The organism is uncultured Sneathiella sp., assembly GCF_963976355.1.
Lineage (GTDB): Bacteria > Pseudomonadota > Alphaproteobacteria > Sneathiellales > Sneathiellaceae > Sneathiella.
The window spans coordinates 15,037-29,410 of sequence record NZ_CAXBKA010000001.1 but is presented as its reverse complement, the minus strand read 5'-3'; the positions used below and the strand labels follow the sequence as shown (position 1 = coordinate 29,410).

The 14,374-nt window shown below is 54.8% G+C and carries 15 protein-coding genes and 1 tRNA gene; 11 read left to right on the top strand and 5 right to left on the bottom strand.

The window, feature by feature from the left end; all coding sequences use genetic code 11:
- Window positions 1-24 precede the first annotated feature (24 nt).
- Entirely contained in the window at window positions 25-561 is a 537-nt protein-coding gene (infC, locus tag AAC599_RS00135) for a translation initiation factor IF-3 (RefSeq protein ID WP_340149055.1), read from the top strand.
- A 67-nt stretch (window positions 562-628) separates the two neighbouring features.
- Here the strand turns inward: infC and AAC599_RS00130 are convergent, their stop codons facing one another.
- Entirely contained in the window at window positions 629-1,609 is a 981-nt protein-coding gene (locus AAC599_RS00130; RefSeq protein WP_340148375.1) for a hypothetical protein, read from the bottom strand.
- Between the two features lie 258 nt (window positions 1,610-1,867).
- Between AAC599_RS00130 and rpmI the strand changes: the two genes are divergently transcribed.
- The 6 genes from rpmI (at window position 1,868) to lepA (ending at window position 8,390) form a co-directional block, all read left to right on the top strand.
- Window positions 1,868-2,065: a 50S ribosomal protein L35 gene (gene rpmI, locus AAC599_RS00125; RefSeq protein ID WP_161340767.1), complete on the top strand. Its 198-nt coding sequence runs from the start codon at window positions 1,868-1,870 to the stop codon at window positions 2,063-2,065.
- 12 nt (window positions 2,066-2,077) lie between these two features.
- On the top strand, window positions 2,078-2,440 hold the full coding sequence (gene rplT, locus AAC599_RS00120; protein ID WP_340148374.1) for a 50S ribosomal protein L20: 363 nt from the start codon (window positions 2,078-2,080) through the stop codon (window positions 2,438-2,440).
- Between the two features lie 91 nt (window positions 2,441-2,531).
- Window positions 2,532-3,608 (top strand): phenylalanine--tRNA ligase subunit alpha, encoded by a 1,077-nt coding sequence (gene pheS, locus AAC599_RS00115; protein WP_340148373.1) that lies wholly within the window; start codon window positions 2,532-2,534, stop codon window positions 3,606-3,608.
- Complete coding sequence (gene pheT / locus AAC599_RS00110) at window positions 3,605-6,007, top strand: phenylalanine--tRNA ligase subunit beta (protein WP_340148372.1); 2,403 nt, start codon at window positions 3,605-3,607, stop codon at window positions 6,005-6,007. The genes pheS and pheT overlap by 4 nt, the downstream gene beginning before the upstream one ends.
- A gap of 66 nt (window positions 6,008-6,073) precedes the next feature.
- The gene (locus AAC599_RS00105; RefSeq protein WP_340148371.1) at window positions 6,074-6,511 is read left to right on the top strand and encodes a PaaI family thioesterase; all 438 of its coding nucleotides are present in this window, start codon (window positions 6,074-6,076) and stop codon (window positions 6,509-6,511) included.
- A 76-nt stretch (window positions 6,512-6,587) separates the two neighbouring features.
- Window positions 6,588-8,390: a translation elongation factor 4 gene (lepA, locus tag AAC599_RS00100; protein ID WP_340148369.1), complete on the top strand. Its 1,803-nt coding sequence runs from the start codon at window positions 6,588-6,590 to the stop codon at window positions 8,388-8,390.
- Here the strand turns inward: lepA and AAC599_RS00095 are convergent.
- Window positions 8,387-8,704 carry a hypothetical protein gene (locus tag AAC599_RS00095; protein ID WP_340148368.1) on the bottom strand — a complete coding sequence of 106 codons (318 nt, stop codon included), beginning with the start codon at window positions 8,702-8,704 and terminating at the stop codon, window positions 8,387-8,389. The two genes, lepA and AAC599_RS00095, sit on opposite strands and share 4 nt — an antisense overlap.
- A 196-nt stretch (window positions 8,705-8,900) precedes the next feature.
- Here AAC599_RS00095 and AAC599_RS00090 point away from each other — a divergent pair.
- A tRNA-Ser gene (locus AAC599_RS00090) sits at window positions 8,901-8,991 on the top strand.
- A 428-nt stretch (window positions 8,992-9,419) separates the two neighbouring features.
- On the opposite strand, the gene AAC599_RS00085 is transcribed toward AAC599_RS00090, so the two are convergent.
- Genes AAC599_RS00085 through AAC599_RS00075 form a run of 3 tightly spaced genes read right to left on the bottom strand, consistent with a single transcriptional unit; the run spans window position 9,420 to window position 11,703 of the window.
- Window positions 9,420-11,012 carry a recombinase family protein gene (locus tag AAC599_RS00085; protein ID WP_293963672.1) on the bottom strand — a complete coding sequence of 531 codons (1,593 nt, stop codon included), beginning with the start codon at window positions 11,010-11,012 and terminating at the stop codon, window positions 9,420-9,422.
- Entirely contained in the window at window positions 11,009-11,425 is a 417-nt protein-coding gene (locus tag AAC599_RS00080) for a DUF2924 domain-containing protein (protein ID WP_340148367.1), read from the bottom strand. Before AAC599_RS00080 ends, AAC599_RS00085 begins: the two co-directional genes overlap by 4 nt.
- Entirely contained in the window at window positions 11,422-11,703 is a 282-nt protein-coding gene (locus AAC599_RS00075) for a DUF3489 domain-containing protein (protein ID WP_340148366.1), read from the bottom strand. Before AAC599_RS00075 ends, AAC599_RS00080 begins: the two co-directional genes overlap by 4 nt.
- A gap of 201 nt (window positions 11,704-11,904) precedes the next feature.
- On the opposite strand from AAC599_RS00075, the gene AAC599_RS00070 reads away from it, so the two are divergent.
- From AAC599_RS00070 to AAC599_RS00060, 3 genes are read left to right on the top strand one after another with little or no spacing between them, the layout of a single operon-like run.
- On the top strand, window positions 11,905-13,182 hold the full coding sequence (locus AAC599_RS00070; RefSeq protein ID WP_340148365.1) for a DNA methyltransferase: 1,278 nt from the start codon (window positions 11,905-11,907) through the stop codon (window positions 13,180-13,182).
- Window positions 13,179-13,751, top strand: coding sequence for a DUF5681 domain-containing protein (locus AAC599_RS00065; RefSeq protein WP_340148364.1), 573 nt, complete (start codon window positions 13,179-13,181; stop codon window positions 13,749-13,751). The genes AAC599_RS00070 and AAC599_RS00065 overlap by 4 nt, the downstream gene beginning before the upstream one ends.
- Window positions 13,748-14,314: a DUF5681 domain-containing protein gene (locus AAC599_RS00060; protein ID WP_340148363.1), complete on the top strand. Its 567-nt coding sequence runs from the start codon at window positions 13,748-13,750 to the stop codon at window positions 14,312-14,314. The genes AAC599_RS00065 and AAC599_RS00060 overlap by 4 nt, the downstream gene beginning before the upstream one ends.
- The last annotated feature ends 60 nt before the right edge of the window (window positions 14,315-14,374 follow it).

Here is a 14,374-nt window from a genome sequence, read left to right as displayed (position 1 = left end):
ATCAATCATTCAAGGAGAAAGTAAATAGCTCGTCCACAAAGAAATACGGTACCCACGAAGGATGGGCCGCGCACAAATGAAGATATCAACGTTGCCAACGTTCGATTAATCAATGATGAAGGTGAGAATATCGGTCTGGTAAGCATTCAGGCCGCGTTTGGGCTGGCGGACGAAGCCGGCCTCGATCTGGTAGAGGTTTCCCCCGGGGAAACGCCGGTCTGCAAGCTTATGGATTTTGGTCGCGCCCGGTTTGAGGCTCAGAAAAAAGCCGCCAAAGCCCGCAAGAAGCAGAAAACATTTGAAATCAAGGAAATCAAGATGCGGCCAAATATCGACCAGCATGACTATGAAGTCAAAATGCGAGCGGTAAACAAGTTCCTTGGCACAGGCGATAAGGTAAAGGTGACCATGCGGTTCCGTGGCCGTGAAATGGCGCATCAGGAACTTGGCATGAAGCTCCTGAACAAGGTTCGCGATGAAACTGAAGAACTTGCAAAAGTCGAGCAGCACCCGAAAATGGAGGGCCGTCAGATGACGATGGTCATTGCGCCGACCAAATAAGCACAAACAGAAATCGTTTCAATTCAAGCCTGCAATCCTTATCGGTTGCAGGCTTTTTTTATTTATCTTAACAGCTGGGGGCGGGAGGTATGTTATCCGTTAATGAGGTAAAATCGAAAGGCGTCGATCTGTTCGCTGGGTTGACGGTTATGATGGTAGCGTCGGTTAGCCCGTAATCCCCCGTCGAGTTGAACCGCCAAAGATTGGGGGCACCGGCGCCGCCAAATCCTTTATCCAGGCAGTACGGGAAGGTGTCGCCATGCAACAGAAGAACCGGCTTCTTGAATTGTGTCGACAGATAACGGAGATGCAGGTTGAAACCGGCGAATGCGTCACATTCCTGTCGGAGGGTCTCGGTGCAGCGGGGTTTGTATTTGCTGCGGGTCACGTCTGCTTGTGTTGCGATAACGACAGCATCTACCCCGATTTTTTCCGCCTCGGAAAATGTCTGGCTTAGCCAAACATGATTGGCCCGGTCCCGCGCATCCGTGAGGGTCAGGGCGAGATCCACATCACTGAGCAGGATTTCCTCACGGCCGTTATTCGTAGAGACCAGATGAACGGTTGCAAAAAGAGTATTTTTATAGACCCATCGCATATTTTCCGGGAACAGGGCCTGGCGCGCATAAAGCCATTCCGGCGGCAGCGACATGGGCGTGTCGTAGAAAAGCCGTCGCAGCAAATCAAGGCGATCAAGCTCGGAGAAACGCTGGATGATCTCTGTGCGGTCACAATCCGTCCAGTCATTGTCACCCGGTGTGTAGAAAACACGACCCGGATGAAGCGCCATGATCTGATTGCGCCGTTCGGTTAGCAAGGCGGCGGTACATGGGAGGGTGCTGTTCTTGAAGTCCCCCATGAATATGGCGAAGGGCAGGGGGCTGGCCTTTATGGCGGGCCGCGTGCGTTGCGTCAGGATGTAATCTTCCTTCGAGGAATAAGGCATGTCTGAAATGGCGAGAAAGCTGAAGGGGCCCGCCGTCATGCTTTCTTCTGCTGTCGTCTTGGAGGCCATAAGAAAGAGGAAGAGGGCGCAGAGGAAGGTCATTTGCGCTCTATATAAAAAACTGATCTGCATTTTCTTTGTCCACCCGGATTTTTAAGTACTTGAGACGCTGCTGGACGAACCAGACTGTCCTTGATGACGCGGGACATGAAGATTTGTGACGCAGGGCAAAAAAAGCCTTTCATAGGACTTGTATTTGCGTTTGCGCGGCTGTATAACCCTCGCTTCGCTGAGCGTTCCGGCCAATTGGGGCTGCCGAGTTTGCTCATTGCTTCAACGATATTTTAGAGGAAGCCAGAAATGCCCAAGTTAAAAACCAAGAGCAGCGTGAAGAAGCGTTTCTCTCTCACCGCATCGGGTAAGGTTCGCGCAAACCAGGCCGGCAAGCAGCATGGCATGATCAAGCGGACGCAAAAGCAGATCCGGAATCAGCGCGGAACCACAATTCTTGCTGATCAGGATGCCCGTATCGTCAAAAAATTTATGCCTTACGGCTAAGGAGAGAGACTCATGGCACGTGTAAAACGGGGCGTCACGACGCACGCCCGCCACAGAAAAGTTATCAAGGCAGCAAAAGGTTATTATGGCCGCCGCAAGAATACCTTCCGCGTAGCAGTACAGGCTGTTGAAAAAGCGGGCCAGTACGCCTATCGCGATCGCCGGACCAAGAAGCGAAATTTCCGCAGCTTGTGGATTCAGCGCATCAACGCGGCCTCGCGCGAACAGGGCATGACCTACGGGAACTTTATGCACGGCCTCAAGCTGGCCGGCATCGAAGTGGACCGCAAGGTTCTCGCCGATATTGCCGTACGCGAGCCTGAGGCCTTCAAGGCATTGGTAGATACAGCACAGCAGGCTGTCGCCAAAGCCTGATAATCCGGGCCCTCGAAAACCTAGACATTTTCGTAGACCACTTTATTAAAAGGGGGCCCCGTTTGCGGCCCCTTTTTATTTGCGAGTTGTGATGCAGGATATTGAAAAGCTTGAACAGGAATTGCTGGAGAAGATCGGTAACGTAGCCGATCTGGATGGGCTGGAGTCTTTGCGGATTTCCGCGCTTGGCAAGAAAGGCAGCATCAGCCTGATGATGCGCGGGCTGGGCCAGATGGATCCAACCGAGCGTCAGGAAGTTGCGCCAAAGCTCAACAAACTGAAGACTACGGTGGGGAATGCCATTGACGAGGCAAAATCCGCTTTGCACGCTGCAGCGCTGGATGCAAAGCTGCTGCAGGAAAAGATAGACATTACCCTGCCGGCCCGACCAGAGGCCATGGGCCGCATTCATCCCATCAGCCAGGTAATGGATGAAATCACGGAAATTTTCGCCGGAATGGGATTCAATATTGCCGAAGGTCCGGATATTGAAAATGACTTCAATAACTTTACGGCGCTGAATATCCCGCCGGAGCACCCCGCCCGGCAAATGCATGATACCTTCTACCTGCCCGAAAAAGAGGATGGCTCACGCCAGCTTCTGCGAACCCACACCTCGACGGTGCAGATCCGTACTATGCTGTCACAGAAACCACCGCATCGGATTGTCGTGCCAGGGCGGACCTTCCGCAGCGACTCCGATCAGACACATACGCCCATGTTCCATCAGATCGAAGGACTGGTTATCGACAAGACCAGCCATATGGGTCACCTGAAAGGCGTGCTGGCGGAATTCTGCAAGGCTTTCTTCGAACTGGAAGAAGTCACCATGCGGTTCCGTCCATCCTACTTCCCTTTCACCGAGCCGTCGGCAGAGATGGATATCCGCTGCACCTTCGCCGGAGATCATGTGAAGGTCGGGGAGGGGGATGACTGGCTGGAAATTCTTGGCTGCGGCATGGTCAATCCGCGGGTGTTGGAGCATTGCGGTCTCGATCCCGCGGAATATCAGGGCTTTGCCTGGGGGATGGGTATCGACCGGATTGCCATGCTGAAATACGGTATCCCGGACTTGCGAGCTTTCTTTGATTCAGACTTGCGCTGGCTTAAACATTATGGATTTGTGCCACTCGATGTACCAACACTCGGGGGAGGGCTGTCGCGATGAAATTCACGATTTCCTGGCTGAAAGAGTATCTTGACTACAATGCGACATTGGACGAGCTGACAGCCCGGCTGACGTCGATTGGATTGGAAGTTGAGGAGGTTACGGATCGCGCAAAGGAACTGGCCGCCTTTCGGGTTGCGCATGTGATTGAGGCTGTCCAGCATCCGGATGCGGACCGTTTGCGTGTATGCAAGGTTGATACCGGTAGCGAGGTTGTGCAGGTTGTTTGCGGAGCGCCGAATGCCCGGACGGGTATGAAAGGCGTGTTTGCCCCTTCCGGTTCATATGTTCCAGGCACGGATCTGTGGCTGAAGCCAACGAAGATTCGCGGCGTCGAGAGCAACGGCATGCTGGTCTCCGAGCGGGAAATGGGTCTTTCCGATGATCATGATGGTATTATCGAATTGGAGGACAGCGCGGAGATCGGAGCATCGTTTGCATCGCTTGCCGGTCTTGACGATCCTGTCATCGAAATTGCGATTACGCCCAATCATCAGGATGCGCTTGGCGTTTACGGCATTGCCCGTGATCTCGCGGCAAGCGGCTTCGGCACCTTGAAGCCACTGGACATGAGCCCGGTTGCAGGAAAGTTTAAAAGCCCGATCGGCGTTAATCTCAATTTTGAAAATGTTGATCCGCTTCCCTGCTCAAAGTTTGTGGGCCGGTATATTCGCGGTGTTAAAAATGGTCCCAGCCCGAAGTGGCTGCAGGATAAATTACGTTCCATCGGGTTGCGTCCGATCTCGGCGCTGGTCGATATGACAAACTATATGACGTTTGACCTTGGCCGACCGCTCCATGTGTTTGATGCGGACAAGATCGACGGCAACATTCAGGCGCGGCTGTCAGTCGCCGGGGAAACGCTCCTCGCACTTGACGGGGAAGAATACAAGCTTGATGCGGAAACATGCGTGATTGCAGACGATAAATCCGCTGTTGGCCTTGGCGGTGTTATGGGCGGAGAGTTGTCCGGCTGTTCGGATGAAACGATGAACGTCTTTATCGAGGCGGCGTTGTTCGATCCCGTGCGTATTGCGACGACGGGGCGCAAGCTTGGCATTGAATCCGATGCCCGCTATCGCTTTGAACGCGGGGTCGATCCGGATTTTGTTGAGCCCTCCATGGAAATTGCGACGCGGCTCGTCTTGGATATCTGCGGCGGTGAAGCCAGCGAGGTGGTCGTTGCAGGTGAGGGGCCCGTCTGGCAAAAAACAGTCGAATTGAGAAAACCCCGTGTCAGGGAGCTTGGCGGCGTTGATGTGCCGCCGTCGGAAATGCTCGCTATTCTTGACCGACTTGGCTTCAGCCCGGAAGAGACAGACGGCGTGATCCGGACACAGGTTCCGTCTTGGCGGATGGATATCGATGGCGAAGCGGATCTGGTGGAAGAGGTTCTGCGCATATACGGATATGACAATATTCCGCCGGTTCCGTTGCCGATGGAAAATGTCGTCGCAAAACCGGCCGTCAATGCAAAGCAGCGGCGAGTCCGGATTGCCAAACGGGCCCTTGCCGGTCGCGGGATGATGGAGGCTGTAAGTTGGTCCTTCCTGCCGCGTGCCCATGCTGATCTATTCGGAGGTGTGCCGGATGAAATTGTTCTGGTAAATCCGATCAGTGCAGATCTTGATGCCATGCGCCCTTCACTATTGCCAAATCTGATCGCGGCGGCGGGGCGGAATATGTCACGTGGCTTTGCGGATATCTCGCTGTTTGAAGTGGGTTCGGAGTATCACTCGGACCAGGTCGAAGGGCAGGTCACTGTTGCAGGGGGCATTCGCACCGGGCTGACATCACCGCGCCACTGGGCGGGAAATGGCCGTAAGTTCGATGCCTTTGATGCCAAGGCAGATGCACTCGCGCTGCTCGAGGCGGTAGGAGGACCTGCGGACTCTGTTCAGATCGTGACAGGGGCACCGGACTGGTATCATCCGGGCCGCTCCGGCGTTATGCAGCTTGGCCCAAAGAACCGGTTGGCCGCGTTTGGTGAATTACACCCCCGGGTGCTGGATACCATGAAAGTGAAAGGACCAATTGTCGGGTTTGAAGTTTATCTCGACAATATCCCGCTGCCAAAAGCGACGGCGACGGCGCGCCCGCCCCTGACCGTCTCGGATTATCAGGCCGTGGAACGGGATTTCGCGTTTGAAGTGGATATCGATACCCCGGCGGATACCATTATCCGGGCCGCGAGGGGAAGCGATAAAAAGCTGATCAAGGATGTTTCCATCTTTGATATATATCAGGGTGGCCATATGGCGGAGGGGCGGAAGTCTGTGGCCTTCTCCATCCGACTGCAGCCAACGGACCGGACGCTGACAGAAGAGGAAATCGATGCCGTCGCGGCCAAGGTCATTGGAAGTGTAGAGAAAGCGACAGGCGGCAGTTTGCGCAGCTGACAAAATTGACCGGACAAAGTAAGGGGAGCCAATGTTGCTCCCCTTGTTCCGTTTCTGGAGAGAAGAATGACGAACAACGCACCGGAAGGGTTTAAAGAGTTTGAGGGCAATGTCGGTTTTGTCGAGCTGACGGGCCTGCTGATGGTAAAGAGAGTTGAGGGAGATGCTTATCTCGGCCTGCGGATTGAGGGCAAACATTGCAATATTGCCGGAATATGCCATGGCGGGATGCTGATGACATTTGCCGATATGCAGCTTGGCGTGGGGGCGTTGGCCTTGTCCGGGCTTCGCAAATTCATTCCGACGATACAGATGTCTTGTGACTTTGTATCGCCAGCGCAAAAAGGCACCTGGCTGCAAGGACGGACCCAGCTTGTAAAGCAGACCCGTGGCCTGTTATTCGCTACATGCCTGTTGACGGCCGATGACAAAACGGTATTCAGCGGTTCCGGGATCATGAAAATTCCATCGGATAAAGGCCGCTATTCGGACGCGTCGATTTGATTCATATGAATTCGATTGAATTTGTCCCCAAAGCTGCTAGTTGGATGAACAGTCAGTACACTTGAAAAGCACCCAGATGACAGAACTCAGTAAAATCCGGAACTTCTCTATCATTGCCCATATCGATCATGGCAAATCGACGCTTGCCGATCGCCTGATACAGATGTGCGGTGGGCTGGATGATCGCGAGATGCAGCAACAGGTTCTGGACAGCATGGATATTGAACGTGAGCGCGGTATCACGATCAAGGCGCAGACGGTTCGACTGCTGTATACTGCAAAAGACGGGGAGACTTATACCCTTAACCTCATCGACACGCCCGGTCATGTGGATTTCGCCTATGAGGTGAACCGCTCGCTCTCTGCCTGCGAAGGCTCTGTCTTAGTGGTTGATGCAAGTCAGGGAGTGGAAGCGCAAACCCTCGCAAATGTATATCAGGCAATTGAGGTTAATCACGAAATACTGCCGGTACTAAATAAGGTGGATCTGCCGGCGGCGGATGTCGATCGCGTGGTCGAGCAGATCGAGGAGGTGATCGGTATTGACGCGAGTGGGGCGATTCCGATTTCAGCTAAAACTGGCATGGGTGTAGATGAGGTGCTCGAGGCTGTTGTCGCCCATATTCCACCTCCAAAAGGGGATCGGAAAGCGCCGTTACAGGCGTTGCTCATTGACAGCTGGTATGATGCTTATCTGGGCGTTGTTGTGCTGTTTCGTGTCCGTGCAGGTGTCATAAAAAAAGGCCAGAAAATCCGGATGATGGAAACCGGTGCGAGTTACCTTGTCGATCGGGTGGGCGTCTTTACGCCAAAAGGTCTGGTGGTGGATGAGCTGGGGCCGGGTGAAATCGGCTTTATGACAGCGGCCATCAAGCAGGTTGCGGATACGAAAGTGGGCGACACCATCACGGATGATCGGAAGCCTGCCGCCGAGTCGCTTCCCGGATTTAAGCCCAATCAGCCTGTCGTCTTTTGCGGCCTTTTCCCGATTGATGCGGCGGACTTTACCGAGTTGAAATCCAGCCTCGGCAAGCTTCGCCTAAATGACGCAAGCTTCTCTTTTGAGGCAGAGACATCCGCGGCGCTGGGCTTTGGGTTTCGTTGCGGCTTCCTGGGGTTGCTGCATCTTGAGATTATTCAGGAGCGGCTGGAACGGGAGTTCGACCTCGATCTTATTACTACTGCTCCTTCCGTTGTCTATCATCTGTATATGCGGAATGGGTCGATGGTAGAGATGCATAATCCCGCAGACATGCCTGATGTAATGCAGATTGACCGGATAGAGGAGCCCTGGATCAAGGCGACAATCATGGTGCCGGACGAATTCCTCGGCCAAGTTTTGAAGCTGTGTGAAGACAAGCGCGGCGTGCAGGCAGATCTCACCTACGCCGGGAGTCGGGCCATGGTTGTCTATAAGCTGCCGCTCAACGAGGTCGTTTTTGATTTTTACGATCGTCTGAAGTCCGTTTCGCGCGGCTATGCCAGTTTTGACTATGAAATTGACAGCTATATTGAGAGTGATCTGGTAAAATTATCCATCCTTGTGAATAGCGAGCCCGTAGATGCGCTCGCCATGATCGTTCACCGTGATCAGGCGGAAGCGCGCGGTCGGCAGCTATGTGAACGACTGAAAGATCTTATCCCCCGGCAGCTCTTCAAGATTGCGCTGCAGGCGGCAATTGGCGGCAAGGTTGTCGCTCGGGAGACGATCTCTGCCCTCCGCAAGGATGTAACGGCAAAATGTTATGGCGGCGATATTACACGCAAGAAAAAGCTTCTGGAAAAGCAGAAGAAAGGTAAAAAGCGGATGCGTTCCGTCGGCAATGTTGACATACCGCAAGAGGCATTTCTGGCGGCTCTCAAAATGGGGGATGACTAAGTGGAGAAACGGCGGGTGCCAGCGGATTGCCTTTTGCGAAAGAGTAAAAGGAAGACAATGCCGGGAGTAAGGAAAACCAGGCAGGCAGGCCATAACAGGACTGTCAGAATGATGGGGTCCCACAATACAGGAGTCAGATAACGTTGGATGACGGCCTGCATCAGATTTATCCCTTGCGGATTAAGGTTGTACCAAAGTTCCCCCAGTAAAATGGAGTGCCAAGCTTCGGTATTCAGATATTGCAGGATATCGTGACCGAGCACCAGAAAGGCGCAGCCGACCAAAATCCAACCCAAAAGGCGACCGATAATCACTGTATTGTTCCATCAGCATGTTTCATGCCTCGGATGGTACGTTGAAACAGGCGGGAGTTCAAAGTTTCTCTCATGTCTTCACCCGATTGTCATCAAGGTGTTATTAATTTGCCAAAGTCGGGTTTGATCCCTTGCATTCTCGCTCTTCTCAAGTATATTCCCCGCGCGCCCTCACTTAAACGCAGGGTGCCTTTGCGGAGGGGTGGCCGAGTGGCTGAAGGCGCACGCCTGGAAAGTGTGTATACGGCGAAACCGTATCGGGGGTTCGAATCCCCCTCCCTCCGCCACCCACCCCTGACAATTCGTCTCTGATTTTACGAGGCCTTGTAACCGCCCGTAACAGGGCGATATTTCGCGGCCAATCCCATTCCTGGCATCGTCTCCGGACCGTCAGATGACGGTTCTTCAGGGCCAATCTGCCCGCCAGTCTCTGCCTGTCTGATGGTAGGGTGAGTTTCCCTTGAACAGGGACATTAACAGGGAATTTTTTATAAAAATGACCGTTAACAGGGTAAAATTGATGTCTGTTATCGAAAGACAAAATATTTTATCACCTAATATCAGTGAGTTACGTGATGAATTTGCCACTTTCCTGTTATTCGTCATAACAGGGTGATTAATTGCCATAACAGGGCCTGTTATTGGTATTAACAGGGTGTTTTATTCCTGTTAACAGGTGAGTTCCGACGTTCCGAATAACGGTGAATACGTACCCTTAATCTGTGATTCCGATCCCGTATTTACGATGCTGGTCAGCCCAGAGCAACGGGACCTCTTTCTTCATCAGAAGAGCCAGTGTCAGATGATCCGGCTGGCGTCCATCAAGGATAGCACGCTGGATATCGGGGGCCAGAAACGCCAGCCGGACAAGGTTGCGCCGCCAGGGAGAGATGGGTGCTGCCTGCAGAACGGGCCTTTTCTCTGAATCTCGATCCAGCATGGCGTGGGCGTTGCGCAGGGCCCGGATCAAAGAGGCGTCCGGCTGCGGCGTGTTTTTATCGCCGGCAAGGATGTCTGTTCGTCCCCCGCGCGTCTGCATCCGCCAGGGCAGGGTCAACCGCAGGCATTTCGATTCTGCCGGATCCGGACGCACCCGTTCGCCAGTCGCAAGGTTGCCGTTGACCTTGTTAAGATATTTGAGCGGGATCAGAAGCTCGACGCATCTGATATGAATCTCGATGGAACTTATAAGCTCAAACGGTTCCACCTGCAGATCGGGAAGAAGACGGGTCAGTGTTTTGATCAACCGACGTTCAAGCGTTGCCGCCGAAACACGTCGTGGTGCGTTGTCCTGCTGGTCCCGTTTTGCCCCACGCTGCAAAGAGGCGGAGACATAGTAACGATAGAGCTTGCCGCCACGTCCATAGGCGAAGGTCGGGGACATCGATTGCCCGTCCGTATCGAAGAGGCGCCCTGCCAGCGGCGAGCTGGCAATCCTCTTTCCAGTCGCCTTGCGACGCCGGCCGTTCTCGTCAAGCTGCACCTGCACGGAGTCGAACAGCTCCGCCTCGATTATCGCCTCATGCAGCCCGGGATGAGACTGATCCTTATGCGGAACCTCGCCAAGATAGACACGGCTCCGGAGCAGATGATACAGCGCGCCGCGGCTGAAGGGTTGGCCTCCGATGGTTCTTCCTTTCAGCGTCACCCGGGTCTTTGATCGAATATCCTTTACTTTCAGCTCTCGCACCAGGGCATGGACGGATTTGTGCTGCAGGTATCTTTTGAAGATCATGCGCACAATGTCGGCTTCTGCGTCATTCACCCGCAAGCTATGGGAGCCTGCCTCTGGCAGATCATAGCCGAGGGGCGGGCTGCCTCCCATCCACATGCCCTTCTTCTTGGAGGCGGCGATCTTGTCGCGGATTCGCTCTCCTGTGACTTCCCGTTCAAACTGGGCAAAGGAAAGAAGCACATTGAGGGTCAGCCGTCCCATGCTGGAGGTGGTGTTGAAGGATTGCGTGACACTCACGAAACTGACGTCATGCTGCTCGAACAGTTCCACCATGCGGGCAAAGTCCGCAAGTGAACGCGTCAACCGGTCTATCTTGTAGACGACGACAATGTCGATCTTTTCCAGTGAGATATCGGTGAGCAGTTGTTTTAGGCCCGGACGTTCCATAGTACCACCGGAATAGCCGCCATCGTCATAGCGGGCGGGGAGGGCCCGCCAGCCCTCACTCGCCTGACTCTTGATATAGGCTTCGCAGGCCTCCCGCTGGGCATCGAGGCTGTTGAAGCTTTGATTGAGCCCTTCCTCGGAGCTTTTGCGGGTGTAAATGGCGCAGCGCCTTACCGGCGGATTCATGGACCTTCCTCGCGCAATCCGAAGAACCGTGGCCCGTTCCAGCGGGTGCCGGTTGCCGCCCGGGCGATGGCGGAAAGGCTCGGGTATGTCCTGTCTTCCCAGCGAAAGCCGTCCGCCTCGACCACGACTTCGATCTGCCGGCCTTGCCAGTCCCGCCGCAGGATGGCGCCGTCACCCAGGGCCCGGCCTTCGGGGGCAATGGCTCCACGACGGGCAAGCAGGCGACGGGTCCCGGGTGGAAGCCCGCCCAGAGCTTCCGCCTGCAGGCGCCAGGCCAGCATCAGCCGCAGCAGCTCTTCGGAGCGTAATCTTGGCGGCGGGCCGAAACGGGCAGCCCAGAGACGCCGCAGATCACGTAATCCCAGCGTCTCCAATGACCTGACCTCTGCATCAAGTTCGGAAATGCTTTTCATTGCGGATCCCCGATCCGGTATCGACGAACGCCGTCAGCCTTCTCCGACGTTATCACATGGCCCTTCTTCTTCAATGAGCCGGCGATGGCGCCGCGCACCGAATGGGACTGCCAGCCCGTAGTAGTGCATAGCTCCTCCAGACTGACGCCATTTTTTCGATGGAGAAGGGCGGTCATCCGGTCAAGTTTGGTCGGAGTAGCCGTTGTGCTTTTGGAAGCTGCAGCGTCGTTTGCTTTGCCGCGTCTGCGGTCAGAGGGTTTGGGAGTGTGAGATGCCATAAGAGCTTATCCTCCTGTTATCGGGCGGAAGCATTCCGTCCCTACCGACAACAGCCCGGTAAACGGGCACAGCGACAGTACCGCTCCTTTGTACACCGAAGTCCAGTCTTCCCTTCCGTTTGGACCTATAAAGGTTGGCAGCTGTTGGATTCTTCTCTAGCATGGCTGTATTTACAGCGAGCACCTTATTGGAATAGTGGTATGAGCAAAAAGCCAGCCCCTGAAAACTCCTTGAGCGTGACCTATCGCCCGGTAAGCGATCTGGTGCCGGATCCCCGGAATGCACGCACCCATTCGAAAAAGCAGATCGAGCAGATCAGAGCCTCGATTGATGAGTTTGGTTTTACCAACCCGATTCTGGTTGATCCGGAAGGTCTATTGATTGCCGGGCACGGGCGCCTGCTTGCAGCAAAGGCGATGGGTCTTGATGAAGTGCCGGTCATTACCCTAACAGGGCTTACGGATACGCAGAAGCGGGCGCTGCGGCTCGCGGATAACAAGATCGCGCTCAATGCCGGATGGGATATGGAAATCCTCAAGCTGGAACTCTCTGACCTCGCCACCCTTGATGTCGATATGGATGTGACCCTGACCGGCTTCTCGACCGGTGAGATCGATGTAATTCTGGAGGGGCAGGCAGATCCCGACGATGAGGTCATTCCGGCTGTCCCGGAAACCCCGAGAACCAAAGCAGGAGATATCTGGATACTCGGGGATCACCGCATTGGCTGCGGGGACGGTCGTGACCTCGCGTTTTTACAAAAGGTGGTTGGCGCAGATACACAAATCGATGCGGCCTTTCTGGATCCACCCTACAATGTCCGGATCAGCGGACATGCCAATACCAGCGATCGGCACCGGGAGTTTGCGATGGCGTCGGGTGAAATGACTGAGACTGAGTTCCGGACCTTCCTAAAAGAAACACTGGGGGCTTGCGCCACTGTCTCCCGCGACGGCGCGGTTCACTTTGTCTGTATGGACTGGCGGCATATGGAGGATGTGACTGCTGTTGCTCATGATATCTATGGCGCCTTTCTCAATCTTTGCATCTGGAACAAATCCAATGCCGGGATGGGCTCGCTCTATCGATCAAAGCATGAACTGATATTTGTCTATCGGGTCGGGGAGGCAACACATCTCAATATGGTGGAGCTTGGCAAACATGGCCGCAACCGGACCAATGTCTGGGACTATGCCTCCGTCAATTCCTTCCGTGGCAGCCGGCGCGAGGATCTGGCGCTGCATCCGACCGTCAAGCCGACAGGACTGGTGGCGGACGCGATCAAGGATGTGACCCGTCACGGCGATGTAGTTCTCGATATCTTTCTGGGCTCGGGTACGACCCTGATTGCAGCTGAACGGGCAGGGCGCCGCTTCCGCGGTGTCGAGATTGATCCGGCCTATGTCGATGTGGCCCTCGAGAGATGGTCCAGTCTGACAGGCAAGGAGGCACGGCTTGAAGAAAGAGAGGGTCAATGACGGACAAACCCACGAGAGGAAAACCGCCTGTGTCGGGACGGTTCCGGAAAGGCCAGAGCGGTAACCTGAAAGGACGTCCGAAATCGAAGGTTGCGACCCCGACATCTTCTGCCATTGAAGTGATCCTGGACAAGACGCTGATAGTCAATCGCAACGGAAAGCCGCGGGAAATATCCGTGGAAGAGGCGCTGCAACAACATACGCTTCAACAGGCCCTGGAGGGGAACCGGTCCGCGCAGCGCGAGGTGCTGAAATGGATTATCAGGCGCGATAAATATCATGCTGCGGAGAATCAGCGGAATTCTCCAAATGCAGTGACGGTTCGCTACTCCTATTGTCCTGACAATGCGAATGAGGCGCTTCTGTTGCTGAAGGTTGCCGCGCCCAACCCGAAGTATGAAGACAATGATAAAGCTATAGAGCATCTGTTGCTGGAGCCCTGGGCGGTTCAGGCGGCCCTGACCCGGCGCCGCGGCGGCAAAAAACTTGACAAGAAGGAGGTCGAGGCGATCCGGCAATGCATACATGATCCGGACAGCCTTCGCTGGCCGAAAGGAGCACTCGAGTGACCGGGGACAGAAACGGCGATGACGGCGTCGCCGGCTATGGAAAGCCACCGGCCGCGACACGGTTCAAAAAGGGCCGGAGTGGCAATCCAAAGGGCCGTCCAAAAGGACGCCACAAGCAGGCCCCTTATGAGGCGGTACTTGGCCAGACGGTGACCATCCGGGAGGAGGGGATTGAGCGCAAAGTCACAGCGGCAGAAGCCTTCTTGCTGCAGCTTGCCAAACGCGGGCTGGAGGGCGACCTCTCGGCTGCCCGGGAGACCATGACAGCAATTGAAGCAGGGAAAAGCGAACAGTCGGATGAGGCATCGCGTTTGATTGAGGTCATCATTAACCGGTTCACGCCCGGTACTCTTAACCACGCCCTTGAGCTCTTGCGCATGGGAAAGACGCTTGATCAGTATCGGGAAACCGCCCGCATGGCGTTGGAGCCCTGGCTTATCGAGGCCGCTCTCGAGCGCCTTGGAGACAATCATCTATCGCGTGAGGAGCAGCGTACCGTTTTAAAAGCAACACGGACACCCTGGAAGGTCAACTGGCCGGACTGGTGGGAGGAGATGCCGTAGGGCGCTCAGGCTCATAACCTGAAGGTCGTAGGTTCAAATCCTACCCCCGCAACCAAATTA